This is a genomic window from Corynebacterium sp. H113 (genome assembly GCF_037572315.1).
GTDB lineage: Bacteria > Actinomycetota > Actinomycetes > Mycobacteriales > Mycobacteriaceae > Corynebacterium.
This window is the reverse complement of sequence record NZ_JBBHKZ010000002.1, coordinates 1,029,310-1,055,959: the sequence shown is the minus strand read 5'-3', so window position 1 is coordinate 1,055,959 and position 26,650 is coordinate 1,029,310. Positions and strand designations below refer to the sequence as shown.

The following is a 26,650-nucleotide window of genomic DNA, read 5'->3' as shown; positions in this document are numbered from 1 at the left end:
GGAAAGCAAACGTAACGTGGCATCTCGGTGTCCGATTAGTGATCTGCGGGTGTACCCCTAATGCGGCGCGCCACCAGAAGGTAAATGCAACATAACGCTCGTACTGTTATCCTGTTGGATAGGACGATTGAGAGTAGCCGGGCATTACTGTCTGATCTCTTTCGCGCCATGTGCTGGCACGCGGGGCCTTAGGTTTTTCGAGTGCATTTGGCCTTTGGCCGGTACACAACTCACCCGAGCAAAGAATTGGAGCATCCTGTGACTGATAGCAAGAACTCCTTCAATGCCAAGAAGACTCTCGAGGTTGGCGGAAAGTCTTATGACTACTTCGCTCTCGATGCAGTTGAAGGCATGGAGAAGCTTCCATACTCACTGAAGGTTCTTGGAGAGAACCTCTTGCGCAACGAAGACGGCGCAAACATTACCGAAGAGCACATCAAGGCTATTGCTAACTGGGATGCTTCGGCTGAGCCGTCCATCGAGATCCAGTTCACGCCAGCTCGCGTCATCATGCAGGACTTCACCGGTGTTGCATGTGTCGTTGACCTCGCAACCATGCGCGAAGCAGTGAAGACCCTGGGTGGCGACCCAGACAAGGTCAACCCGCTCAACCCAGCCGAAATGGTCATCGACCACTCCGTCATCATCGAAGCATTCGGTTCTGCCGATGCTTTGGAGAAGAACGTTGAGATCGAGTACCAGCGCAACGAAGAGCGCTACAAGCTCCTCCGTTGGGGCACTGGCGCATTCTCTAACTTCCGCGTCGTTCCTCCAGGAACCGGTATTGTCCACCAGGTCAACATTGAGTACCTGGCTCGCGTTGTCTTCGACAACAATGGCCTGGCTTACCCAGATACCTGTGTTGGTACCGACTCCCACACCACCATGGAAAACGGCCTGGGCGTTCTGGGCTGGGGCGTTGGTGGCATTGAGGCTGAGGCAGCAATGCTCGGCCAGCCAATCTCCATGCTCATTCCTCGCGTTGTCGGCTTCAAGCTGACCGGCGACATCAACCCAGGTGTTACCGCTACCGACGTTGTTCTCACCATCACCGACATGCTGCGCCAGCATGGTGTCGTCGGTAAGTTCGTTGAGTTCTACGGCCAGGGCGTCTCCAAGCTGCCACTGGCAAACCGTGCAACCATCGGCAACATGTCGCCAGAGTTCGGCTCGACGGCCGCAATGTTCCCGATCGACGATGAAACCATCAAGTACCTGGCACTGACCGGTCGCGATGAAGAAACCCTTGCTCGCGTCGAGGCTTACGCCAAGGCTCAGGGCATGTGGTTGGACGAGAACACCCCAGACGCTGAGTACTCTGAGTACCTCGAGCTGGATCTGTCCACCGTTGTACCTTCCATTGCTGGCCCGAAGCGTCCACAGGACCGCATCGAGCTGACTTCCTCCAAGGAGCAGTTCCGCAAGGATCTGCACAACTACTCCGATGGCCAGGTTAAGGACGTCGTCAAGGCTTCCGCTCCAGAAGGCATCGAAGTAAATGACTACAACGAGTCCCGCGAGGGTAACGGCGAGTCCGCAGCTTCATCCGCTGAGGGTCGCCCATCGTCCCCAATCACCGTTCAGTCTCCAAAGGGCGGCGAGTACACGCTCGACCACGGCATGGTTGCAATCGCTTCCATCACTTCTTGCACCAATACCTCTAACCCATCCGTAATGGTGGGTGCAGGTCTGCTGGCTCGCAAGGCACTGGAGAAGGGCCTGAAGGCTAAGCCATGGGTCAAGACCATTATGGCTCCAGGTTCGCAGGTCGTTAACGGCTACTACGACCGCGCTGACCTGTGGAAGGACTTCGAGGGTCTGGGCTTCTACCTCGCAGGCTTCGGCTGTGCTACCTGTATTGGTAACTCCGGCCCACTGCCAGCAGAAGTTTCCTCTGCTATCAACGAGGCTGACCTGGCTGCAACCGCAGTTCTGTCCGGTAACCGTAACTTCGAAGGTCGCATCTCCCCAGATGTGAAGATGAACTACTTGGCTTCGCCAATCCTGGTCATCGCCTACGCAATTGCCGGCACCATGGACTTCGACTTCGAAACTGACGCACTTGGTCAGGACGCAGATGGCAACGACGTCTTCCTGAAGGACATCTGGCCATCCACCGAGGAAATCGAATCCACCATCCAGGCTTCCATTTCCTCCGAGCTGTACGACGAGGACTACAAGGACGTCTTCGCTGGTGACGAGCGCTGGCAGAACCTGCCAACCCCAGAAGGCAAGACCTACGCATGGGAGGACTCCTCGTCCTACATCCGTAAGGCTCCTTACTTCGATGACATGGACATGGAGCCAACTCCAGTTTCTGACATCCAGGGTGCTCGCGTTTTGGCTGCACTGGGCGACTCGGTCACCACCGACCACATCTCCCCTGCATCTTCTATTAAGCCAGGCACTCCAGCTGCTCAGTACCTGGATTCCATGGGCGTTGCTCGCCACGACTACAACTCGCTGGGCGCCCGTCGTGGTAACCACGAGGTCATGGTTCGCGGTACCTTCGCTAACATCCGTCTGCAGAACCAGCTTCTCGACGGCGTTACCGGTGGCTACACCCGTGACTTCACCCAGGAGGGTGGCCCACAGGCATTCATCTACGATGCCGCTCAGAACTACAAGGCTGCAGGCACCCCACTGGTTGTTATCGGTGGTAAGGAGTACGGCACCGGTTCGTCCCGTGACTGGGCTGCAAAGGGTACCCTGCTGCTCGGCGTCAAGGCTGTCATTGCTGAGTCCTTCGAGCGTATTCACCGTTCGAACCTGATCGGCATGGGCGTCGTTCCACTGCAGTTCCCTGAGGGCGAGTCCTGGAAGTCCCTGGGCATCGACGGCACTGAGACCTTCGATATCGCTGGTATCGAGGAGCTCAACGAGGGCACCACGCCTAAGACCGTCAAGGTCACTGTCACCAAGGAAAACGGCGAGTCCTTCGACTTCGACGCTGTAGTCCGCATCGACACCCCGGGTGAGGCTGATTACTACCGCCACGGTGGCATTCTGCAGTACGTTCTGCGCAACATGATTAACGGCTAAGTACTTCGTCGTTAAGCTCATGTGCTTGACAACGCAGGGGCCGAGTTAGTTAGTTGCTTTTGCGACAGCTGACCCGGCCCCTGTTGCGTCTCACAGTGCGTTCAGCGGAATCAACCAACTACATAGTGGATAGAAGGTAGTTCCCATGCCGAAGGTCAGTGTTCAAGACCTTGCGTTACGTCGACGGGAGATTCTCGACGGTGCACGACGCTGCTTTACGGAGTTCGGCTATGACGGGGCGACCGTCGCCAGGTTGGAAGAAGCCACCGGTAAGTCTCGTGGTGCGATTTTCCACCATTTCGGTTCTAAAGAAGGTCTCTTTCTTGCACTCGCGGAAGAAGACGCTTCTCGAATGGCGGAGGTGACTACCAGTTCTGGATTAGTTGAGGTGATGCGAGATATCGTGACGCATCCAGAGCAGCATGGCTGGCTCGGTACTCGACTAGAAATTGTTCGTCGGCTACGCACTGACAGTGAGTTTCGCGCGCAATGGATGGAACATCAGGAGCAGCTTGACGAGGCTGTGCAGCTTCGACTGCAAGAGACTGCGGCTACTGGTTCCCTTCGGTCGGATTTCCCGCCGGAAACATTGCAGCTATTACTCGAGTTGGTGCTCGACGGCATTATCTCCAGGCTGGCGTCGGGACGCACAGTTGAGGGAATGGATAGAGTTCTCGACCTGGTAGAGACGTCTCTTCGTTCTCATGACTCGTAGCTCGACACCTATAGGTGCCCGGTAGACCCGCTTCGTGTGCAAAAAGACCCCCGGATAGTTGGTTCAGGCCAGCTTTCTAGGGGTATTTTTCATGAATAGGTAGTGGTCAGGCTAGAATTTTCGTTATGGAAAATGGTCGGTATTTGTTGGTTGCTATGCGCGATGGCGAAGAAGCCGCTCGCTCAGAGTATCTCGATTTTCTCGAATCCTCGGGTTTGGCTGAATCCGACCTTGTGCATTTTCCCATTACCTCGCTGACCGTCGATCTTCCCGACTTATCCCAGTTTGACGGTGTGTTTGTTGGTGGCAGCCCATTCAACGTGACGGACTGGGAGCACAGCGACCTGCAGAAGCATTCCCATGACCTACTGTTCGAGATCTTGAACTCTCCTGTTCCAGCGTTGCTGACCTGCTACGGCACGAGCTATACCGCATTTACCATGGGTGGCCAGGTCAACCGCGAGTTTTCAGAGGAAGCTGGCACGACGGAAGTTCAGCTCACACCGGAGGCGGCAAGCGACCCCATCGCGTCGACCTTGCCGGACACCTTCTTCGCACTGACGGGACACAAAGAATGCGTCGTACAACTTCCAGATGAGGCAGTTCTCCTCGCTACCGGACCATCCTGCCCGCACCAGATGTACCGGATTCATTACCGAAATTGGGTGACGCAGTTCCACCCCGAGATGAATGCCGATGGATTGCTCCGCCGTATGAACTTTTATGCGGACAAGGGGTATTTCGATCCTGCAGAGCTCGATTCTATTGAAAGTGAGATCCGGTCAGTAGACTTGACCGCAGCAGGTCAAGTTATTACTGGTTTTATGAACTATTGTTCATTTGTGAAGTCGAAGAACTCGTAGTCGAACGGGCGTGAGCGTTGGTGTTGCAGAACCAATTGACTAAATTGCCATTTCGGAGCGCATCGCCGGTTCCTTCGGTGGAAGTCGCGATTCTGCGTGCTGGTGCCCTTGTCATCGCTCTCACTGCAACTTTGTGGAAGCTTGAGTCGATCACGAAGTCCTTTCCCGATGGTCTACTTTTCGAGCATTGGTATCCCGTCAGTTCGGTTCTCCTCTTTTTCTCAATCAACTTCGTACTCGTCTACGCCGCGATTGTCGGACACAAGGCACTACTGCAGCTGGTATTGCGCTTGCCACTAGTTGCCACGTTGCTGGCCGCGTGCGGTGTTTTTCTTTACGACGGCTACCAGTCGGTCGAATCCGCCAACGCGGTGTGGTTCCTCAGCTTCGCGGGCATCGCTGCGGTGAGCTTTTCGCTGACATCGTCCTTCCGCGCCAGCATCGTTGTCCTCATTGTGTTGCCTGGCCTACTGGCGATCTTGAACTCGCTGCTCATGGATGTTACGGATCCAATAGAGATCTTCGCGGATTCTGGCTTTTCCGTTGTTCTTTCCTTCCCTTTTTTGGTTTTCGCGGGTGCGGCTAGGCGAGTATCACAGCTGATCGACGCCACGGATGATGTCACTCGTCGTACCAATGCTGATGCAGTCCACGCACGTATTCGCGCCGAAGAATTGAAACGTTTCGGTGCCTACGTGCACGACTATGTACTGACTGAACTGTCGGCGATCGCCAATGGATTGAAGACCGATTTCAAGTCTGACGAAGCCATCGCTACCGTGTTCAATTTCAACGAGCGAGTCGAGGTGTCGCGTCTTGTCACTGTGGTGGAACGCAGAATCGGTCAAATCACACCTGGTTGCAAAGTAAGTTTTCAAGCGACGGAGTCGCATGCATCTCTGCTTATTCCCGGTAGCGTTGCCAACACGATGTTGCTTGCGGTATCCGAAGCCGCTCGTAATTCTTCCCGGCATGCTGGTCAACGGGCTCGCCGCTGGTGCACAATCAACATCAAACCTGGTCAGTTGGCAATTGCGTATAGCGATGATGGTGTCGGTTTCGAAGTCGAGGACATTAATCCAGGCTCTGCTGGTGTACGGCTCAGTATCGTCGGGCGAATGGACTCGTTGGATGGTGGCCGGGCCGTCGTTAGCTCCGAACCAGGTCGTGGGACCAGCGTTGAGTTGGAATGGGAAGGCGAGACTGTCGAAGCGACGAAGCCACTCGCCGAAATGAATGCCGATATGCCAATGTACGACCTCATGGGCATGGCGATGGTGTTCTCCCCTCAATACTGGCTTGCGCTCAACGTTGTGTTGTTGCTGGTAGCGCTTACCTCTGGCCAGTTGTTGACCCCTCTGGGTTTTACGACGTACGCCACTTGCGTCGTATTACTCGGTGTATTGATGCAGGGGCACTTCGATACGTTGCCAACGCGTCGGTCGATGCTGATCACCGTCGGAATGATGATGCTGTCTGTTGTTGGCCTCTATCAGGACTTGGGACCACTCACCGAATGGGTGACGCTGTGGCACTTCAGTATGGTGTCGCTGCTGGGCGCATTGTTAGCGATGAGAGGTCGCCCCTTCATGGCCGTAATTGCTGTTTTGGGAGCCGCGTTAGCAATCGAACTACTACGATTGACAGGCCTCATGGATCATCCCGATATCAATGGTTTCGCCTTGCTTACGCGATGCGTAATGACGGCCGCTGGCGTGCTATCGATCGTGACGGTTCGGTACTTGCTCCGTCGCCTCCCCGATGCCATCAACCATTACAACCTAGCCATCGCAGATGCCAGTGCCGCTGAAGCATACGAGGATGCACGACGCTCGAACTACAGCTGGTTGGAAGACCAGGTATCGCCAGTTTTCGATGCAGCTCGTATCCTGGACACGCCGACGCCCGCACTTCGTAAGCGAGCGCGACTGACCGAACTGCGACTCCGCGATCATTTGCGTTCACCACGACTTAATCAGCCGAGTTTGCAAGCATGCGTGTGGGATGCGCGTTCCCGTGGAGTAACCGTCACCCTTCTCGACGATCGCAGCCACAGCCCTATCGACCAACAAATGGAATCCACGACACAGCGGCGTGCGGTCGATTCTGGTCTGGCTCGGCTCATGCCAGAGTTTATGATGGCACTAGATGCTGCCGAGACAGGGACTGTGACCATTCGATTGCTTCCTCCCGGTAGGAAGGCCTTTGCATCAATTTCTGACGAGAATGGAGTGCAAAGATTTACCTCGGAGGGAACAAAACTCTAGTTTGGTGCATCTCATCTACAGACGCGTCGCAAAGCTTCATTTTGTGACTGCGTGTCCGTAGTACGCCGACAGAAACGAAAACGAGAACAATGACCACCTCAGACTTCACTACCGGTTCCCACTTCTATGACGCATCAGCGGCGAAGCGCCGGATCGTGGCGATCGACGATCATGAGTTGTCTTTGCGTGGCTTGTCCGCATTGATCGCGGAAGCCTCTGACCTGGAATTAGTTGGCACGTATCCGACTGTGCCAGCGCTACTGCAGAGTACGGACAGTACTGATCAGCTTGATCTTGTCATCCTTGATTTGCGGTTGGCTGATGACTCTGACCCGGCTCAGAACGTTTTGGCTTTGGAGCTGGTAACCGAAAACGTACTAATTTTGTCGTCGGCGGAGAGCCCGTACCTCGTTCGTAAAGCGCTGCGAACGGGTGTGCTGGGAGTCGTTCAAAAGTCGGAGAAACCCGAGAATATCTTGGATGCTATTCGGCTTGCGTGTGAGGGCAAGGGTGCTTTGTCAACGGAGTGGGCATCTGTTGTTGATTCTGATCCGCTTATCGATACTGTCGATCTTTCGGACCGGCAGCGCGAAGTCCTGGAACTATACGCTTCCGGTGAATCGACGAAGCGGGTAGCAACCATGACCGGGCTGACATCAAATACTGTTCTCGACTATTTGGGTCGAATTCGAGCAAAATATGCTGCTGCTGGTCGCGCCAAGCACAGCCCCAACAAATCGGAAATGTATCGATTAGCTCAAGAAGATGGGTACCTTCCAGGTCCAACTGATCCGCTCAGCAGGTAAATGCCCAAGGAAATAGAGCTCCTACCTGAGTAAACGGCGCAAATGGCACCACCCAAACAATTTCTTGCCGTGCTGCCCCATTAACTTGTGTCTTTTCATACACGATGAAATGTCGGGATACTATACTGAGGTAATATCGCTGGTGAATACAATTCAGCTAGTTCAGTTGATGCATTGATAGGGAGCTAAATAATGACGCGAACAATCGATCTTTCTTCTGCCATCCGTGGTGGTGCGGGTCGTGCGTCTGTAGATGTACCTCAGCTGACTGAGCGGGAAGCTCAGGTGCTGCGCCTATGGTTGACATCGCGGAGTAAGGCCGAAGTAGCTGAAGCACTCGATGTTTCTGAAAATACCGTGCGCACTCATATCTCTCGTGTTCGTGCTAAGTACCAGTATTTTGGGCACAACGTCTCGACGAAGCAGTTGCTTTTCCGTCGGGCAGTTAGTGACGGATTGATCTAGAAACAGCGTGTGGCGCTTCGGCTTGCTGTCGGGTAGCGGCTGTGAGCTATAGGATGCGACCGCCACATTCTCTCATGCCAACAATGTATTTGTTGGTGAAGTGGCGTTGAGCTGCCCTAGCTACCGGCGCGCCCAGTCGTGCCAACCACCAAGCATGCTTTGAGAAAGCGCGACAACCTCCAGTGACGCTAGCGTCGTCGTGAAGCTGCAGTTCAAAGGTTTCCTCGCCACATTCCACATGCCCCGCCATGGTTCCGTACGTGAGCCGAACCAAACGACCAGTTCGCTTAATGTCGAAGACATAACATGGTGATTGTGTCCCTGCGATTGACAGCGTGACGACGTCGCCGACGGTGGCTTCTTCCGTGCTGCCGCTTGATAACACCGAGATGCCAGCGAGCGCGTGGACTTGCCACGTCAGCAGGCCACGAGCTGCGGACTCAAAAAATTCGCGGCCATGGCCGATGTGCCGATGCTGGTCAACGATGTGCCAACCACTAAGCGTCGCAGTTGTACGCAGAGAACTGCTGTCAGAAAGGTCGATAGACAGCCCTGCTAGTTCCTGCGGATACGTGCATGGCCACGGCTCGATCATCTCTATGTCTTCCCTTTTGTCAGTGCTTACGCTAGTTCGACGATTTCCATGTATTCGTCGCTCCACAGATCCTCAGTACCGTCCGGCAAAATGATGACTCGCTCCGGTTCAAGCGCCTCGACAGCACCTGGATCATGGGTAACCAGCACGACAGCGCCCTCATAAGTCCTCAATGCGTCCAGAACCTGCTCGCGAGAAATGGGGTCGAGGTTGTTTGTCGGCTCGTCGAGAAGCAATACGTTGGCGCGGGAACTGACTAGTCCTGCGAGAGCCAATCGGGTTTTTTCACCACCAGAGAGCGTGCCAGCTGGTTGCTGCAATTGGTCACCGGAAAACATGAATGCGCCGAGCAGGCTGCGAAGCTCAGGTTCGTTAACATCAGGGCAGGTTGCGACTGTGTTTTCCCAGACAGACCAATCGGGATTGATGGTGTCGTGCTCCTGGGCAAAGTAGCCGATCTTGAGGCCATGTCCGGTGACGATGCCACCTTCGCCGTCGGTGCGCTCCACTCCAGCAAGTAGTTTCAGCAGCGTGGTTTTGCCCGCACCGTTAAAACCTAGAACAACAACGCGAGAGCCCTTGTCGATTGCGAGATCGACACCCGCGAAAACTTCTAAGGACCCGTACATTTTGGTGAGGCCTTTGGCGTTCATCGGCGTCTTGCCACACGGAGCTGGCTCCGGGAAGCGGATGTGCGCGACCTTGTCTGCGACGCGAACCTCGTCGAGGCTATTGATCATGCGTTCAGCACGAGCAACCATCTGCTTTGCAGCCTTGGCCTTTGTAGCTTTTGCGCCCAACTTGTCCGCTTGTTGACGCAGCGCTGAGGCCTTCTTCTCCGCATTTGCGCGCTCCCGGCGGCGACGAGCCTCATCGGTCGCCCGCGCATCGAGGTACTTCTTCCAGCCCATGTTGTAAACGTCAGCTTCAGCGCGCACCGCATCGAGGAACCAGACCTTATTACAAACGGCCTCGAGGAGCTCCACATCGTGCGAAATCATAATGAGTCCGCCTTCATGCTTCTGCAGGAATCCACGCAGCCAGGTAATTGAATCAGCATCGAGGTGGTTCGTCGGCTCGTCGAGAAGCAGAGTTGTGGCAGACTTTCCTGCACCTTCTGAAGCCGCAAAGAGGATTTGGGCTAGTTCGACACGACGGCGCTGGCCACCAGACAGCGTCCGTAACTCCTGATCGAGAACGCGTTCTGGCAAACCCAGCGCATCACAAATACGCGCTGCCTCAGAGTTTGCTTCGTAACCACCTAAGTCGTGATACCGCTCTTCCAGCCGAGAATACTTGCGAATCGCCTTGTCCCGCTGGGAGTCATCGAGAGTCGTCTCCATGATCTCTTGTTGACGGTCCATGCTGCGCAGGATCTGATCCAGCCCGCGAGCAGAAAGGACACGGTCACGAGCCGTCTGCTCGATATTGCCTTCGCGACTGTCCTGTGGCAGATAGCCAATCGGTCCCGACGAGGTCACCGTGCCACCATATGGTTCCGTCTCACCTGACAAGATGCGCATGGTAGTGGTCTTACCGGCGCCATTTCGGCCGACAAGACCGATGCGGTCGCCTGGCTGCACTCGCAGCTGCTCTCCTGGCGCGGTGAGCAAGGTGCGAGCGCCGACACGGACTTCGAGATCATGGGTGACAATCACGTCGGGAAAGCCTACCAGCGTGTATCCCTGATTAAGGTATAGGCATGTCACCCATGCTTCATGTCGCAGGCCTTGGCCCCGCCGGAAGGATTCTCGCTCATCGCGCTGCTGCGCATGGCTGGAGCGTCACGGCCTTCGATCCGACTGGCGGATCACTGCCCTCGACAATAGGCGTGTGGGCTGATCAGATGCCCGACTGGGCGCCTGCCAACTTTCTTGCATCAAGGTTCGCTCCACGCATTGTGCTTTACGACGGCACTGAGCGGGCGCTTTCCCATCTCTACGGCATCGTGGACCCACAGGTATTCGGGTCATTATCCGGTTTTGCGGTCGAGGAGTCTCAATATCCTTCGTCCCATCGAGATGAAGCCACAACGGACCTCGTTGTCGTAAATGCGACGAACTCTGGGCCACATCTGCCTATCCGTCAGATTGCGTATGGGCAGGTCTTCCCTGCGTCCGCGATTCCGCTAGAACACAGAGTGCCAGTTCTCATGGACTTCCGGTCGGTAGGCGAAGCTGAGGCAGATGACACGTCAGTCGCTACTTTCTCTTATCGACTGCCGTTGGGCGATGGAACATGGCTAATTGAAGAAACAATCCTCGCAGTACAGATAACCGATTCAGTCACTGGAACGGCATGCGAAGGACTGGTTCGTTCCAATCAGAAGCATCGGTTGGCGCGGCTGGGCATTGACGCCACTATGGCTGTCGATGAGGAATACGTGAACTTCCCTCTTGGGCCAGCGAGGATTCCTATGCACCTTTCAGTCCTCCATACTGTCGCTACGCGACTCCCATCGTGGGCTAAACCGCGGACACAAAGGGAACCTGCGCAACGATTCGGTTCCGGCGGTGGCTGGATGCATCCTGCAACTGGCTACAGCGTTGGTCAGGTACTCAGTGACGCCGATGCCGCACTCGCGCTACTCCGCGCTGGGAAGCACTTGACACCGCCAGGAGGATGGTTGCTAGCTCACATACGCCGGCGGGGCCTGGCAGCACTCCTGTCCTTTTCCCCCGAGCAACTTCGATACTTCTTTACTGCGTTCTTCTCGTTGCCAGAGGAAGATATTTACACTTATCTCGCTGGTGGCCGTGAGCGATTCGTCGTCATGCGAACACTGGAAGTAATGGCCAAAATAGCGGTGCCGTTGGGAAAGAAGTCACCGTCGACCTTGTGGCGATTGATTGTTTCTTTTCTGTGGGGGCTTTAGGCGCCGAGGAGCGCACTCTATCGATTAAGTACTGTAAGAGCGGGATTACGGTCGTCAAAATGAATCTGCGATGAGGAATTCACGAGCTTACCCAGCAAAAAGACCGCGAGGTTAACTTAAGGTAAACGTCCGTTCGGGATATGCTTGCAAACATGAATTCCACGACGTCGGAGAACCCGACTACTGGTGGCAGCTATTCCGGTGACCAACTTCAACGAAAGTTGCGTACGCGCCACCTCAACATGATTGCTATTGGCGGTGCCATTGGTACCGGCCTGTTCGTCGCCTCGGGTGCCACAATTTCGCAAGCTGGTCCTGGCGGTGCACTCGCAGCATATGCACTGATTGGCCTGATGGTGTGGCTTGTTATGCAGTCGCTTGGCGAAATGGCTGCGTATTTGCCCGTTGCAGGCTCATTCCAGGAATATGGAACCCGCTATGTCTCCCCTAGCTTCGGCTTCGCAATGGGCTGGAACTATTGGTTTAACTGGGCGATTACCGTCGCTGCTGAGCTGGTCGCGGCATCATTGGTCATGCGGTATTGGTTCCCCGATACTCCGGCGGTTTTATGGTCTGCGCTTTTCCTTCTCATTCTCTTCCTGCTGAATGCGCTGTCCGCTCGAGCATTTGGTGAAGGCGAATTTTGGTTCGCAACCATCAAGGTTGTCACGGTTATCGTCTTCCTCGTGCTCGGTGTGTGCATGATTTTCGGAATCCTCGGTGGTAGTTCGCCAGGATTCGAGAATTGGACCGCGGGTGAAGCTCCGTTCGTCAACGGCGGCATGGGCCTTCTAGCTGTGTTCATCGTCGCTGGTTATTCATTCCAGGGCACAGAGATGGTGGGTGTTGCTGCTGGAGAAGCCGAGGATCCAGAGCGCACTATTCCACGAGCTATTCGCACGATTTTCTGGCGTATTCTGCTGTTCTACATCGGTGCCATTGCAGTTATCGGTTTCCTCATTGCCTACACAGATCCGAATCTTTTGAACTCAGCGGAAGACAATATTGCTGTTAGCCCGTTCACGCTGGTCTTCGATCGTGCTGGTATCGCGGTGGCTGCAGGTCTTATGAACGCCGTAATTTTGACCTCGGTTCTGTCCGCAGGAAACTCGGGACTCTATGTATCCACGCGCATGCTGTTCTCCCTCGCCCGTCAGGGCCAGGCTCCGCGTATGTTCGGCGAACTCAATAACCGTGGCATTCCAATGAAGGCTCTCCTTGCGACGACCGTCATCGGCATGGCTGGTTTCATTACTTCGCTGGTCGGAGATGGCGTAGCGTACACATTCCTGTTGACGCTGTCGGCACTCGCTGGATTTATCACGTGGATTGGTATCTCGTATAGCCACTACAAGTTCCGGAAGTGCTTGGCAGCTCAAAATGTGTCGCTAGAGACTTTGCCGTACAAGGCTAACTTCTTCCCTGCTGGCGCTATCGTCGCCCTCTTCATGTGTTTTGCGGTCGTCATTGGTCAGGCGTATGAACCGGCAACGACCGGCCAGAACTGGTTTGCGATCCTGACCCCATACCTGGGCATCCCAGTGTTCTTGGCACTGTGGTTGATTCATAAGAAGGTCACGGGGTCGTCTGCAGTAGATCCGAAGACCGCTGATCTCAGCCGCGAGTAAGTTCGCAAAACCCGGTTACAACAAAGCGCACCAACCACGTCGTGGAAAACGACAGGTTGGTGCGCTTTTGTTTATGGTCGCTCTACGTCAATCCGCAGGTTTACACAGAGAAGCCGAGGGCACGCATTTGCTCGCGTCCATCCTCAGAGATCATGTGAGGACCCCATGCTGGAGACCATACCCAGTTGAGCTTGTATGCGGTGATTCCCTCCACCTGCATCACTTCAGATTCTGTCTGGGCAGTCAACATGTCCGTCAATGGACACGCTGGAGAGGTCAGCGTCATATGGATGACGGCTACCGACTCGTCTTCGATCCAAATGTCGTATACGAGGCCAAGATCAACAACATTGATGCCCAGCTCCGGGTCTACGACTTCGTACATTGCCTCTTCGACGTCGAATGCGAGTTGCTCATCGGCCTGAGTCTGATCTGGGCGAGGTGGCACAGTCATCGACTGGCTGGCATCACTATCCAGAGAAGATTCTGGCATCTGCTCGGTTTCTTCTGGTCGTGGCTGGTTTGCTTCAGTCATGAGTTCATTCACTCCTTTGGGTGAGCTACAGCGTAACCGTGGCGGAACCTTCGCCACCGTTTTCCTGAGCATTACTAATTGCTTCGGCTGCAGCAGCCTGGAATGCCTTCCATCCCAGCAACGCGCACTTGACGCGTGCTGGATACTTGGACACACCTGCGAAGGCGACACCATCACCAATGATGTCTTCGTCGCCCTCAATCTTTCCGCGGGAAGTTACCATGCGCTCGAATTCATCGAGCTTTTCCATTGCCTTTGCGACGGGTTGCCCCACAAGCTCTTCCGCCATAACAGAGGTGGAAGCTTGCGAAATAGAGCATCCCACAGCTTCGTACGACACATCAGCAACCTGAGTGCAGTTGTCAGCCAACTTCACGCGCAATGTCAATTCGTCGCCACACGAGGGGTTCACGTGGTGTACTTCGGCATCATAAGGATCGCGAAGTCCGCTGTGCTGCGGGTGCTTGTAGTGATCCAGGATGACTTCCTGGTACATCTGCTCTAATTTCACGGTGCTACTCTTCCCGATCTACACGCCAAAGAATTTCTTCGCGTACTCGATGCCCTCAATGAGAGCATCGACCTCTTCCTTCGTGTTGTACAAATAGAACGACGCTCGAGCCGTCGATTGTACGCCCAGCGCCTGATGGACTGGCCACGCGCAGTGGTGACCAACGCGGATGCAAATTCCACGATCGTCGAGAGCCTGGCCCAAATCGTGTGGATGAATCCCCTCGACTTGGAACGAAATCGCAGCGCCACGCTGCTCGGCTGTCTGCGGCCCAACGATAGTAAGGCCCTCGACCTCGCGCATTTTCTCAAGCGCGTATGCGGTGAGCTCGTGTTCATGCTGAGCGATCGCATCCATACCGATGTCAGTCAAATACTTCACAGCAGCACCGAGTCCCACGACCTGGCTGGCCATCATCGTTCCTGCTTCGAAACGCTGAGGCGGAGGCGCGTACGTCGAGCCCTCCATCTTGACGACCTCGATCATCGAACCACCCGTCAAGAACGGTGGCAGCAGCTCCAGCAGTTCAGATCGGCCGTACAAAGCGCCGACGCCAGTCGGACCACACATCTTGTGACCGGAGAAAGCGAGGAAGTCGACTCCCAACGCTTTCACGTCCACCGGCATGTGTGGCACAGATTGGCAACCATCAAGCACAACCAAGGCACCAACAGCTTTGGCTCGCGCGACGAGTTCGTCAACATCGGCAACCGCACCAGTCACGTTCGACTGATGGGTAAATGCGACCACCTTCGTGCGCTCGGACAGCTCTAAGGAATCTAGGTCGATCCGACCATCAGCGGTCACGGAGTACCACTTCAACGTCGCGCCGGTCCGTCGTGCGAGCTCCTGCCATGGCACGAGATTCGCATGATGTTCCAGCTCCGTGACGACGATCTCGTCGCCCTCGGTGACCTGGTACTCGCCCGCGCGATCGTCGCCAAGCGTGTACGCCACAAGATTCAAGGCTTCAGTAGCGTTCTTCGTGAACACCAGCTCGTCAAATTCGGCGCCGATGAAGGAAGCGATAGCGTCGCGGGCATCTTCATATGCGTCAGTAGCCTCTTCGGCCAACTGATACGCACCACGGTGAACCGGAGCGTTGTGCTCCGTGATGAAGTACGTTTCTGCCTCGATCACCTGGCGCGGACGCTGCGACGTTGCACCAGAATCGAGGTAGACCAAACGCCGGTCATCGCGCACCGTGCGCGCGAGAACCGGAAAATCGCCACGAAGAGAGCGACTAAGCATTGGTGAACTTCTCGTAGCCGTGCTCTTCGAGCTCGTCAGCCAACTCTGGACCACCGGAGGCGATGATCTTGCCGTCAGCGAATACATGCACGTGGTCAGGCTTGACGTAGTTCAGAATCCGCTTGTAGTGCGTGATGATGAGGATTCCACCATCGTTTTCATCCTGGTAACGGTTGATGCCCTCGGAGACGACGCGCAGTGCATCGACGTCCAAACCGGAGTCGGTTTCGTCGAGAACTGCGAACTTTGGCTTCAGCAGATCAAGCTGCAGGATCTCGTGACGCTTCTTCTCACCGCCGGAGAAGCCTTCGTTGACTGAACGCTCAGAGAAAGACGAGTCGATCTCGAGATCAGCCATGGCCTCACGGACTTCCTTAACCCAGTGGCGCAGCTTAGGAGCCTCGCCGCGGACCGCAGTTGCTGCAGAACGCAGGAAGTTGGACATAGAAACGCCAGAGACCTCGACTGGGTACTGCATGGCCAAGAAAAGACCAGCGCGTGCGCGCTCGTCAACGCTCATCTCAAGAACGTTTTCGCCGTCGAGAAGGATCTCGCCTTCGGTTACCTCGTACTTAGGGTGACCAGCGATGGTGTAGCTCAGGGTCGACTTGCCGGAACCATTTGGCCCCATTACTGCGTGGGTTTCACCGGACTTGATAGTCAGGTTGACACCCTTCAGGATTTCCTTTGGCTCCGATGCCTCGTCGTTAGGCAATACCTGTGCATGGAGGTTACGGATTTCAAGCGTGCTCATTGTTGCTGTGCTGTCCTTTGTGTATTTTCGTCGCTTATATCGTGACTATGTGGAAACTGCGAAAGTGGAAACTGCAACGTATTCCGACGGCTAGACACCGGCAGTGTTCAACTCTTCGTCGATGAGGGATTCGAGGCGGTCACGGATGGCTTCGACAGGAATCAGGTTGATGACTTCGTTGAAGAATCCGCGAACAACTAGACGACGCGCAACATCCTCTGGGATACCGCGGGACAGCAGGTAGAACAGCTGTTCATCGTCGAAGCGGCCAACAGTTGCAGCGTGACCTGCACCCTGAATTTCGCCAGTTTCAATTTCCAGGTTCGGAACCGAGTCAGCGCGTGCGCCTTCGGTGAGAACCAGGTTGCGGTTCAGCTCGTAGGTGTCGGTACCTTCGGCCTCTGCACGAATGAGTACGTCGCCTACCCATGCGGTGCGGGCGTCGAGTTTGGACGACGGATCGCCCTGCAGCGCACCCTTGTACATCACGTTAGAGCGGCAGTTCGGTACTGCGTGATCAACGAGAAGACGCTGTTCGAAGTACTGACCTGCATCTGCGAAGTAGACACCGAGAAGTTCGGCGTCGCCACCTGGCGCGGTGAACTTCACGCGAGGGACAACACGAACAACACTGCCACCGAATGTAGCCAGGGAGTGACGAAGCGTTGCATCGCGCCCCACCGCTGCATGGTGTGCCGACAGGTGCACAGCACCCTCATCCCAGTTAGTCAGCGTGACGACGGCTAGTCGCGAGCCATCACCCAAAACAAACTCAACGTTGTCAGCAAAAGTGCCGGTACCGCGGTAATCGAGAACGACCACTGCTTCAGCGTTTGCCTGGACGTCAATAACCAAGTGGCCATAAGCAACTTGATCGTCGCCGGGGCCGGTGACCGTAACGGTCACAGGATCCTTCGATACAGAGTCCTTCGCGAAAGTCAGGACCTGGGCCTTGTCGAAGGTGGAGAATGCGCGGGCCGCAACGATATCGACTGGTGTTCCCGCACGGCCTAGAAGCTCACTGCCACGGTCTACCTCGGTCACAGTCACCGAGTCGTTGGCTTCGACACCGACGAAAGCGTACGACGAGGCTACTGGCTCGGCGGCGGTGTCGTCGTGAAGCCCGTTCAGACGACGCAGCGGAGCAAAGCGCCACTCTTCATCGCGGCCACCAGGGACGGCGAAGTCATTGACATCAAAGGATGCGAAGACATCGCCCTTGTTCGCGAGAACACGACGCTTGGCAGCTGGCTGACCTTCAGCCGCCTGATTCTCTTCAGTAATGATGTTGGTCATTGGCTTAACCGACCGAACCTTCCATCTGCAATTCAATTAGGCGGTTGAGCTCCAGTGCGTATTCCATTGGCAGCTCCTTGGCGATTGGCTCCACGAAGCCACGGACCACCATCGCCATTGCTTCTTCCTCTTCGATACCGCGGCTCATCAGGTAGAACAGCTGCTCATCGGACACGCGAGACACGGTTGCCTCGTGGCCGAGCGTGACATCGTCTTCACGAACATCGACGTATGGGTACGTATCAGAACGAGAAATCGTATCTACCAGCAGTGCGTCACACTCGACGTTCGATGCGGAATGCTTAGCGCCCTTGTTGATCTGCACCAGACCACGGTAGGCAGCACGGCCACCATTGCGAGCTACAGACTTCGACACGATGTTGGACTTCGTGTTTGGAGCCATGTGCACCATCTTGGCGCCCGTGTCCTGGAACTGTCCTTCGCCAGCGAAGGCAACCGAAAGCACTTCGCCGTTAGCGTGCGGACCAGTCATCCATACAGCTGGGTACTTCATGGTGACCTTGGAGCCGATGTTGCCATCGATCCACTCCATGGTTGCGCCTTCTTCACACTTGGTGCGCTTCGTGACCAGGTTGTACACGTTGTTCGACCAGTTCTGAATGGTCGTGTAACGGCAACGGCCACCCTTCTTCACGATGATTTCGACAACAGCCGAATGCAGTGAGTCAGACTTGTAGATCGGAGCCGTACAGCCCTCGACGTAATGCACGTATGCATCCTCGTCGACAATGATCAAGGTGCGCTCGAACTGGCCCATGTTTTCCGTGTTGATGCGGAAGTAGGCCTGCAAAGGAATATCCACGTGGACACCCTTTGGCACGTAAATGAAAGAGCCACCGGACCAGACAGCGGTGTTCAGGGCGGAGAACTTGTTGTCGCCAGAAGGAATGACGGTACCGAAGTACTCCTTGAAGAGCTCTGGGTGCTCCTTCAAAGCAGTGTCCGTGTCCAGGAAGATGACACCCTGCTCCTCCAGATCCTCGCGAATCTGGTGGTAGACAACCTCAGACTCGTACTGAGCTGCGACACCTGCAACCAGACGCTGCTTCTCAGCCTCAGGAATACCCAGCTTGTCGTAGGTTTCCTTAATATCGTCCGGCAGGTCTTCCCAGGTCTGGGCCTGCTTCTCGGTGGAACGAACGAAGTACTTAATGTTGTCGAAGTCGATCCCCGACAGATCCGCGCCCCACGTTGGCATTGGCTTGCGATCGAAGATATCCAAGGCCTTCAAACGGCGCTCGAGCATCCATTCCGGCTCGTTTTTCTTTGCGGAAATGTCGCGTACTACAGCTTCAGACAGGCCACGCTGGGCCGAAGCACCAGCAGCGTCCGAGTCATGCCAGCCGTACTGGTAAGCACCAATAGACTCGATGATTTCTTCGTCAGTCTGTGGCGTACGCACCTTCGCGGCTTCGTCATGGGCGAGAGTCATTGTCCGCTCCTTTCTTGTTGTGCACTGGTTGAGAGATCTTGAATGGGAATCAACGGAACATGAGTTGTACAAATGCCATTGCCGTCCGCAATCGTTGCCAGCGGTTGAGTGTGCTGCCCTAATAAACTACTCACTGCTTCGTGCTCTGCGGCACAGAGCTGTGGGAAGTCGTGGGCCACATTGCTAATTGGGCAATGATGATGGCAAATTTGCACGCCACCAGTGTTTTCATTCACTGTTGCTGCGTACCCGTGACGTCGAAAAGCTGTGACAACTGCTTCTACAACCTCGTGCGTCTCCGCGTTCTCACCCACCGGCGTAATGCCGGCGAGGATTTCGTTCACGCGACGCTTAGCGAAAGCTGTAACAGCTGCATCCCCGCCCGCTTCTTGCAGTGCTTCCAGCGCAGATGCCGCAAGCAGATCGTAAGAATGACCGAAGTGTGCCCGGCCCTTGTCTGTGAGACGGAAGGACTTTGCTGGGCGACCTCGACCTCGCGGGCCGTGCTTCGGTGGAGGCGCAGTTTCTGCTAGCCCCTCCGAAACCAAAATGTCCAAGTGGCGGCGCACGCCTGCAGCCGAAAGGCCGAGTTGATCAGCAATCAGGGTTGCTGATGCCAGGTTGTGTTCCAACAGGAGCAAGAGAATACGGCGGCGTGTATCACCGTCGCCGTTCGACTGTGGCTCCGAAGCTGGTACCTCAGGAGTTAGTGAGTCGGTCATGTCGGTGGTTCACCTCCGGGAAACTCATGCACATTCGTGGACTGCGCGGTATTAGACAACACAAGTGTTCCGTAATTCATCTGATATGTCCAGCGTCCAGAGATCGCTGCAGGTAGCTGGCGTGTCATCATGGCTGAACCTATGTTTATCCGGTTAATTATTAGCGAGACTCACCCTGTCGCTGTGATTCCAAGTCCTCAGGAACCAGAACTGTAAGATCGATTTCGTGCGCCCATCCCTCATGTCTTTTTCCGGTCAACTCCGGTTAGCGAAAGACGCGATCCCTCATGTGGGTTTGGCAGGTTCTCGAAGCTCCACATTGCACACCGGTACCGAGCAGCCCTTCGCACACCGAATCAATCACCGGGAGCTACGACGATTTACGTGGCTCCGCTGGCTTGGCACGCTCGGTGCGATCATTGTGATGGTCGGCGGTATTGGTGCCGGTGCTACCCCAGTCGTTGGCAATGTGTTTTGGCAGACTCCGGCCGGCGTGACCCTTGGGCGCATGCTCGTTGCGACGACGATGGTGACGTTTGTCGGCATCGGAATGTTGATTGTTGCTTGGTTGGGCGTGGGTGCCTTCGTTCTTGCGGGTGCGCGGACTCGCGTGACATCGGTAAACACATCGATGCTGGTGCGAACCTTCGCCGGGTGGGTCACACCACTTATTCTTACTGCTCCACTTTTTACGCAGGATATCTATTCCTATCTCGCCCAAGGTGCGATCGTGGATCGAGGGATGGATCCGTATGCTGCTGGTCCTGTTGACTTACTGGGGGCCAACGATCCGTTGGCCCGATCGGTGCCGTTGATTTGGTCTCATTCCCCTAGCCCATACGGCCCGACAGCCATGGTGGCGGCGTGGTTCATCTCTGCTCTGACCAACGATTCCCCCCTTGCCTCGGTGTTCTTGCACCGAATCATCGCAGTTGCTTCCTTATACGTGGTGGCATGGGCATTGGTCCGTTTAGCCCAACGTTGTGGCGTTAGTCCTCAGTTTGCGCTGTGGCTGGGTGTCTTGAACCCGCTGACGCTTCTTCATCTGGTTGGCGGTATCCATAACGAAGCTCTGTTGTTGGCGCTACTGCTGTCGGGTATGGAGCTATGTCTACGAGCCATTCATGGTCGATCAGTTCCGGGAGTTCCAGATGGCGCCCCGGGGGAACGCGGATCTTCAAACCCCGAGTTGAAGAAACGACTGCTGTTCGCAGCCGGGCTCGTCTTGATTTCCTTAGCCGGCATGGTCAAAGTCACGGGGTTCGTCGCATTGGGCTTCGCGGGGGCATGGCTGGGTCGACGTTATGGACGCTCAGTGTGGTCGCTTCTGAAAGCTGCGGTGGTGACTGGTGGCATTGCCGTCGTCACGTGTGTCGTGTTTTCGCTTGGTTCTGGCTTGGGTTTTGGTTGGATCACTAGCCAAGGCGGTGCCGCGACCGTGCGCAGTTGGATGTCGTTGCCGACACTGCTTGGAATATTGTCGGGTTTTGTTGGACGGCTACTGGGCCTCGGTGACATTTCGGAGTTCGCGCTGTCTTTCACCCGTGGTGTCGGCATCGTGGTTGCGGCGGCATGGCTTATTCGCATGTTGTGGGCGACGTTCAGAGGCCGAATTCACCCGTTGGGTGGATATGGCCTGGCCATGTTCGCGTTGGTGCTGCTCTTCCCCGTTGTGCACCCGTGGTATCTGCTGTGGGCACTGGTGCCACTGTCGGCATGGGCTGACCGCGCGCAGTTCCGCATGGCAGTGGTGATCTATTCGGCAGTGTTTAGTTTGACGGTGTTGCCACGTGGCTTGGGACTGCCACCAATGACGGTCGTACAAATCTACGTGGGCGCTATCGTAGGCTTCATCTGTTGCATGGGCATCATCCTCGCGGTGTCGTGGCGAACCCGCGTCTTCCGGATCCGCTAGACGACGACTCATCCCTGTAGGGGTGATCTGCAGCTACGGAGAGGCGGTGGCCTACTATGGGGCATCGTGATCAAAGCTGATGAATCTCCTGCGTTGAAGCTGCGAGGAGTGACTAAACGTTACGGTGACGTCGAAGCCGTTTCTGGTCTCGACCTCACGTTGCAGCGTGGTCAGGTGTTGGCATTGCTTGGACCTAATGGTGCTGGCAAGACAACGACGGTCGAGATGTGCGAGGGGTTTGTTCAGCCCGATGCCGGCGAGCTGCGAGTATTGGGCCTCGATCCGTGGCGGGAAACAGACGAATTGCGAACCCGTATTGGTGTCATGCTGCAAGGAGGCGGCGCATACCCTGGTGTTCGCGTGGGCGAAATGCTGAAGTTGGTTGCATCGTATTCGGCTAATCCGATGGATATCGATTGGCTACTCGACGTTGTCGGGCTGTCCAAGCATGTCAAGACGAGTTACCGTCGCCTCTCCGGTGGCCAGCAACAACGATTGTCCCTAGCGTGTGCTCTTGTCGGACGTCCTGAATTGGTATTCCTCGATGAACCAACGGCTGGGTTAGATGCCCAGTCTCGGTTGGCTGTGTGGGATTTGGTCAATTCCATGAAGCGCGACGGAGTGACCATCGTGTTAACGACGCATCTCATGGACGAAGCAGAGGCCCTAGCCGATGAAGTCATCATCATCGATAAAGGCCACGTGGTTGCCTCTGGCTCGACTAACGAGATCACAGCGAGTAGTAACCCAGATACCTACTTCGCTGCTGATGAAGACATTGATGCGGCTGGGCTCAGTGCGCAGCTGCATGCCCAAGGATTCGATGTCACGGTGTTGCCAGTGAGTCCAAATCGTTGGCGAATCTCGGGCAAGACCACTCCCGCGATCATCTCGGCAGTAGCATCCTGGTGTGCCCAGCGCGACGCCTTGATTACCGAGCTCACTGTGTCCCGCCGTTCACTCGAGGATGTTTTCCTCGACATCACTGGCCGTGAAATGAGGAACTAACCAGCATGTCAACGACTCGTTTCCCAGGAGGTACGTTCACTCCCTCCCCAGTGCGTGCCCCTATTGGTCGGATCATTGCGTCGCAAACCAAGATGGAAGCGACACTCATTCTTCGTCACGGTGAACAGTTGTTGCTGACACTGATTATTCCGATGGCAATGCTGGTTGGCTTTACTATCGTTCCCGTCTTGGATGACCCGAATCCATTGCAGCGCGTGTTCCCCATGGTTTTGTCGGTAGCTGTCATGTCCGCCGGATTTACCGGGCAGGCAATTGCTGTCGGTTTTGACCGGCGTTATGGAGCTCTGAAACGCATCGGTGCTTCGGCGCTACCGAAGTGGGGCATCATCGTGGGCAAATGTTGCGCGGTGGCGATCGTCGTCACGCTGCAGTTTCTTCTGTTCTCTGCTGTTGCTATCGCACTGGGCTTCTCAGCGAGCGTTGGTGCCTGGTTGATGGCCTTCATCATGGTCTTAGTTGGCACCGCCACGTTTACGTCACTAGGTCTACTGATTGGAGGCACGCTCGGAGCGGAGCTCATTCTGGGCCTTGCCAACTTGATTTGGTTCATCCTCCTGGGCGCCGCGACGTTGTTCGCTGTTGGCCCGGAATTGAGCAGTCCAGTTGAGTTTGGGTTGAAGCTGCTGCCGTCTGTTGCGTTGACGGATGTGATTACCCAAGCCTTCGCAACACGCATGGCATGGCACTCCCTAATTGTGCTGGTCGTCTGGGGAATTGTGAGTGGTGTGTTGGCTACTCGCCTCTTCCGTTTCGAAGCCAAGGGTGACTAGCCTGGCAGCGGTATCCCGGTGCTCACTGTGAAACGCCGAAGCGGTAGTATCGGACGGTGTGAGTGACCTCCAGAAAACTTTGCCGTTAACCAGGCTCCCTCTTCCAACAATCGCGAAGCAGAAGCTCTTTGCCTTGTTGGTGCTCATTGCACAGGCAGCCATCGCAGTCACTGGCTCGATCGTCCGCGTTACAGGATCGGGTCTGGGCTGTGACACGTGGCCGCAGTGCCACCCGGGCAGCTTCACACCGGTTCCGGGACAAGCCGAAATGATTCACCAGATTGTTGAATTCGGCAATCGTTTGCTGACGTTCGTTCTCGTGGCATTGACCCTGATCTTGTTCCTCGCAGTCATTCGCACGGGACGTCGCAAAGAAGTGTTCTGGTTGGCCTTCGCCAATGGCATGGGCGTTATCGTCCAGGCAATTGTCGGTGGTATCTCGGTTCTCGTGGACCTGAAGTGGTACGCCGTTGCTCTGCACTTCATCCCATCGATGATTCTGGTGTGGTTGGCGGGCATGCTGTTCGTCAAGATTCAGGAACCTGACGACGGCCACGTGGTGCGCACCTACCCGACCTATCTGCGATACACGGCGGTTGGATCAGGCCTGGCGCTTCTGGTTACGTTGATTACCGGCACGATGGTGACTGGCGCTGGTCCGCATGCTGGTGATGCCAGCGTCCTGCCGGAAGATCGCTTGCAGCTACCTATTACGGAGCTTTCCCACGTCCACGCGGGATTCATGTACCTGTACTTGGGATTGACCATTGGCCTTGTGTTCAGTCTCTTGGCGGTGAAAGCCGACCGTGGCGCGGTCAAGATCGGTTGGTGGCTGGTGGGCATGATCATTGTGCAAGCTGGCGTGGGTATGGTTCAGTACTGGTCTGGCGTGCCGGAAGCGCTGGTACCAGTTCACGTGGCTGGATCCGGCATTGTCACGGGCTTGACTGCGATCCTTTACCAGATGGGGCGACGTTACGTAGGTGGTAACGCTATCGTGACTGGCTCCCCAGCTGGCGATGCCGAGTACAAGGCAGTCGCAGCAACGAGCTAACCTCAATCGTGGCGTTACGGGAACAAGCCCGACTCTGCCGGCCACGTTGTACTTCTCACTGACGGACCCACGGTCCGTCAGTTTTTTCATATCATCGCGGTATGGACGCAATCGTTATCGAATCATTCGGTGGGCCCGAGCAACTCTCGTTTCGCACGGAACTCTCCTCACCAGCTCTGCTCCCTGGCCACGTGCTTATCGACGTTGCCACCGCAGGCGTCAATTTCACTGATGTCTACCAACGCGAAGGCATCTACCCTCGTCCATTGCCGTTTATTCCCGGATCTGAGGGCGTTGGCCGTGTGGCAGCAATCGGCCAGGACGTAACGACTCTGGCTGTTGGTGATCGCGTTGCGTGGTGTACTGGGCAAGATAGCTACGCATCGCAGGTGGTCTTGGCCGAGGACATCCTGGTGCCTATCCCCGACTCGATTGCTGACGATGCCGCCGCGTCCATTCTTCTGCAGGGGCTAACAGCACACTTCCTTGCATACGACGTCGCAAAGCTTGGCGCACAGTCCACCTGCTTGATTACTGCCGGTGCTGGTGGTGTCGGATTGCTGCTGACCCAAATGGCGAAGTCTCTCGGTGCTCGGGTGCTGAGCGTCGCTTCCACATCCGAGAAACAAGCTCTCGCACGCGCTGCCGGTGCTGATGAGGTGTTCGCCTACGGGGATTCCCTTGCCGACGAAATCCGAGCCACCACCGATGGTCTGGGCGTCGATATTGTTTTTGATGGTGTTGGTGCTGCAACGTTCAATCAGTCGTTGGAAGCTGCTCGAGTGCGAGGGCTTGTTGTCCTCTTTGGTGCTGCATCTGGTGCAGTGCCACCTCTAGATCCTCAAGAGTTGAATAAGCATGGGTCGTTGTTCTTGACCCGACCGCACCTTCGACACTTCACCAGGACTCGCGAAGAACTCATGGAGCGTGCCTCGGCAGTTCTAGGCATGGTTGAAAATGGGACGCTGAACGTCCGAGTATCTGCAACCTATCCGCTCCGCGATGCAGAAAAAGCCCATCGTGATCTGCAAGCGCGGATCACAACAGGCTCTATTGTGCTGAAGCCGTAACAGATTACGACAGCATCTGGGAAATGGTCTGGAGGCCGAACACTGCGTCGACCGACAGGCCAACACACACCAACGCGAGGTAGTTGTTGGAGAGCAAGAAGAGCTTCATCGGCTTGATCTCCCCACCAGCCTTGACGTCGCGGTGCAGCATGATGGCCCCATACAGGAACCAAATACCTGCGATCACGGCCGACGCCAGGTAGATCCAACCTGCAGCGGGGACAAGCAGCAACGTCGTTACGACCGTAGCCACGGTGTACCAAATGATGCGAACAGTGACGTACAGCGGTGGGCGAACTACTGGCATCATTGGGACGCCTGCAGCTTCATAGTCGTCCTTGTACTTCAGCCCCAGAGCCCACGTGTGCGGCGGAGTCCAGAAGAAGATGACCATAAACAGAACAATCGCCTGCCACCAGTGGAACCAGCCGGAGACATCAGGGTTGTTGTCAGTGATGACGGCCCAGCCGACGAGAACGGGCATACAGCCAGCTGCGCCACCCCAGACAACATTCTGATCAGTGCGACGCTTCAACCATAAGGTGTACACAAAAACGTAGAACGCAATGGTCAGCAAGATAAAGATTGCTGCCAGCAATGAATTGCACAGCAGCCACAGCCACAAGAAACTGGCAATGGTCAGCACAATGCCGAAGATCATCGCACTAGTGTTGGATACTGTTTGCTTCGCCAGTGGGCGCTTGGCCGTTCGGTTCATCACCTTATCGATGTCCGAATCGGCAACCATGTTGAATGTATTGGCCGCAGCCGCACCCATCCAACCACCTACGAGCGTCAGCAAAATCAGGCCAACATGCACGCTGCCGCGGTCAGCCTGCAGCATTGCCGGAATTGCGGCGACCAGCAAGAGCTCAATGACGCGAGGTTTCGTCAGCGCCACATACGCCTTAACCGTATCGAGCAAAACTGATCCCTTCCAAACAACTACTAGTGTCCCTTACTAGTCGGACACTCACCCTGCTTAGTTCCAGCAGGAGTCGTAATAATTCACGAAATTCTGGAACGCGCGACAT

The 26,650-nt window shown here is 55.6% G+C and carries 23 protein-coding genes; 13 read left to right on the top strand and 10 right to left on the bottom strand.

Annotated features, from left to right (window positions below; translation table 11 throughout):
* Positions 1 to 258: 258 nt before the first annotated feature.
* The 6 genes from acnA (at position 259) to WG938_RS05940 (ending at position 8,158) form a co-directional block, all read left to right on the top strand.
* On the top strand, positions 259 to 3,042 hold the full coding sequence (gene acnA, locus WG938_RS05965) for an aconitate hydratase AcnA (RefSeq protein ID WP_339978472.1): 2,784 nt from the start codon (positions 259 to 261) through the stop codon (positions 3,040 to 3,042).
* A 145-nt stretch (positions 3,043 to 3,187) separates the two neighbouring features.
* Positions 3,188 to 3,757 (top strand): TetR/AcrR family transcriptional regulator, encoded by a 570-nt coding sequence (locus WG938_RS05960; protein WP_339978470.1) that lies wholly within the window; start codon positions 3,188 to 3,190, stop codon positions 3,755 to 3,757.
* Positions 3,758 to 3,882: 125 nt separating this feature from the next.
* Entirely contained in the window at positions 3,883 to 4,620 is a 738-nt protein-coding gene (locus tag WG938_RS05955) for a glutamine amidotransferase-related protein (protein ID WP_339978468.1), read from the top strand.
* Between the two features lie 35 nt (positions 4,621 to 4,655).
* A complete protein-coding gene (locus WG938_RS05950; RefSeq protein WP_339978466.1) occupies positions 4,656 to 6,887 on the top strand; it encodes a sensor histidine kinase in 2,232 nt (743 codons plus the stop codon).
* A gap of 89 nt (positions 6,888 to 6,976) precedes the next feature.
* A complete protein-coding gene (locus tag WG938_RS05945; RefSeq protein WP_339978464.1) occupies positions 6,977 to 7,693 on the top strand; it encodes a response regulator transcription factor in 717 nt (238 codons plus the stop codon).
* A gap of 192 nt (positions 7,694 to 7,885) precedes the next feature.
* On the top strand, positions 7,886 to 8,158 hold the full coding sequence (locus WG938_RS05940; RefSeq protein WP_339978462.1) for a response regulator transcription factor: 273 nt from the start codon (positions 7,886 to 7,888) through the stop codon (positions 8,156 to 8,158).
* A 46-nt stretch (positions 8,159 to 8,204) separates the two neighbouring features.
* Here WG938_RS05940 and WG938_RS05935 read toward each other — a convergent pair whose 3' ends face one another.
* Positions 8,205 to 8,753: a DUF1990 domain-containing protein gene (locus tag WG938_RS05935; RefSeq protein WP_339978460.1), complete on the bottom strand. Its 549-nt coding sequence runs from the start codon at positions 8,751 to 8,753 to the stop codon at positions 8,205 to 8,207.
* A gap of 26 nt (positions 8,754 to 8,779) precedes the next feature.
* Positions 8,780 to 10,411: an ABC-F family ATP-binding cassette domain-containing protein gene (locus WG938_RS05930; RefSeq protein ID WP_339978459.1), complete on the bottom strand. Its 1,632-nt coding sequence runs from the start codon at positions 10,409 to 10,411 to the stop codon at positions 8,780 to 8,782.
* A 44-nt stretch (positions 10,412 to 10,455) separates the two neighbouring features.
* On the opposite strand from WG938_RS05930, the gene WG938_RS05925 reads away from it, so the two are divergent.
* Entirely contained in the window at positions 10,456 to 11,628 is a 1,173-nt protein-coding gene (locus WG938_RS05925) for a lycopene cyclase family protein (RefSeq protein ID WP_339978457.1), read from the top strand.
* A gap of 152 nt (positions 11,629 to 11,780) precedes the next feature.
* The gene (locus WG938_RS05920; protein ID WP_339978455.1) at positions 11,781 to 13,256 is read left to right on the top strand and encodes an amino acid permease; all 1,476 of its coding nucleotides are present in this window, start codon (positions 11,781 to 11,783) and stop codon (positions 13,254 to 13,256) included.
* A gap of 100 nt (positions 13,257 to 13,356) precedes the next feature.
* On the opposite strand, the gene WG938_RS05915 is transcribed toward WG938_RS05920, so the two are convergent.
* The 7 genes from WG938_RS05915 to WG938_RS05885 form a co-directional block, all read right to left on the bottom strand.
* On the bottom strand, positions 13,357 to 13,791 hold the full coding sequence (locus WG938_RS05915) for a metal-sulfur cluster assembly factor (RefSeq protein ID WP_445228187.1): 435 nt from the start codon (positions 13,789 to 13,791) through the stop codon (positions 13,357 to 13,359).
* A gap of 25 nt (positions 13,792 to 13,816) precedes the next feature.
* Positions 13,817 to 14,302 (bottom strand): Fe-S cluster assembly sulfur transfer protein SufU, encoded by a 486-nt coding sequence (sufU, locus tag WG938_RS05910; protein ID WP_339978453.1) that lies wholly within the window; start codon positions 14,300 to 14,302, stop codon positions 13,817 to 13,819.
* A gap of 18 nt (positions 14,303 to 14,320) precedes the next feature.
* Positions 14,321 to 15,553, bottom strand: coding sequence for a cysteine desulfurase (locus WG938_RS05905; RefSeq protein ID WP_339978451.1), 1,233 nt, complete (start codon positions 15,551 to 15,553; stop codon positions 14,321 to 14,323).
* Entirely contained in the window at positions 15,546 to 16,307 is a 762-nt protein-coding gene (gene sufC, locus WG938_RS05900) for a Fe-S cluster assembly ATPase SufC (protein ID WP_339978449.1), read from the bottom strand. The genes WG938_RS05905 and sufC overlap by 8 nt, the downstream gene beginning before the upstream one ends.
* A 90-nt stretch (positions 16,308 to 16,397) precedes the next feature.
* Positions 16,398 to 17,603 carry a Fe-S cluster assembly protein SufD gene (gene sufD, locus WG938_RS05895; protein WP_339978447.1) on the bottom strand — a complete coding sequence of 402 codons (1,206 nt, stop codon included), beginning with the start codon at positions 17,601 to 17,603 and terminating at the stop codon, positions 16,398 to 16,400.
* A gap of 4 nt (positions 17,604 to 17,607) precedes the next feature.
* A complete protein-coding gene (gene sufB / locus WG938_RS05890; RefSeq protein WP_339978445.1) occupies positions 17,608 to 19,056 on the bottom strand; it encodes a Fe-S cluster assembly protein SufB in 1,449 nt (482 codons plus the stop codon).
* Positions 19,053 to 19,778, bottom strand: coding sequence for a helix-turn-helix transcriptional regulator (locus WG938_RS05885; protein ID WP_339978443.1), 726 nt, complete (start codon positions 19,776 to 19,778; stop codon positions 19,053 to 19,055). Before WG938_RS05885 ends, sufB begins: the two co-directional genes overlap by 4 nt.
* A gap of 241 nt (positions 19,779 to 20,019) precedes the next feature.
* On the opposite strand from WG938_RS05885, the gene mptB reads away from it, so the two are divergent.
* The 5 genes from mptB (at position 20,020) to WG938_RS05860 (ending at position 25,616) form a co-directional block, all read left to right on the top strand.
* Positions 20,020 to 21,693, top strand: a complete 1,674-nt coding sequence (gene mptB, locus WG938_RS05880; RefSeq protein WP_445292898.1) for a polyprenol phosphomannose-dependent alpha 1,6 mannosyltransferase MptB — start codon at positions 20,020 to 20,022, stop codon at positions 21,691 to 21,693.
* Between the two features lie 69 nt (positions 21,694 to 21,762).
* On the top strand, positions 21,763 to 22,701 hold the full coding sequence (locus WG938_RS05875; protein ID WP_339978863.1) for an ABC transporter ATP-binding protein: 939 nt from the start codon (positions 21,763 to 21,765) through the stop codon (positions 22,699 to 22,701).
* Positions 22,702 to 22,706: 5 nt separating this feature from the next.
* The gene (locus tag WG938_RS05870; protein ID WP_339978439.1) at positions 22,707 to 23,492 is read left to right on the top strand and encodes an ABC transporter permease; all 786 of its coding nucleotides are present in this window, start codon (positions 22,707 to 22,709) and stop codon (positions 23,490 to 23,492) included.
* 58 nt (positions 23,493 to 23,550) lie between these two features.
* Entirely contained in the window at positions 23,551 to 24,546 is a 996-nt protein-coding gene (locus WG938_RS05865; protein WP_339978437.1) for a COX15/CtaA family protein, read from the top strand.
* 101 nt (positions 24,547 to 24,647) lie between these two features.
* Positions 24,648 to 25,616 carry a quinone oxidoreductase family protein gene (locus WG938_RS05860; RefSeq protein WP_339978435.1) on the top strand — a complete coding sequence of 323 codons (969 nt, stop codon included), beginning with the start codon at positions 24,648 to 24,650 and terminating at the stop codon, positions 25,614 to 25,616.
* A 4-nt stretch (positions 25,617 to 25,620) separates the two neighbouring features.
* On the opposite strand, the gene WG938_RS05855 is transcribed toward WG938_RS05860, so the two are convergent.
* On the bottom strand, positions 25,621 to 26,541 hold the full coding sequence (locus WG938_RS05855; protein ID WP_339978433.1) for a heme o synthase: 921 nt from the start codon (positions 26,539 to 26,541) through the stop codon (positions 25,621 to 25,623).
* Between the last annotated feature and the right edge of the window lie 109 nt (positions 26,542 to 26,650).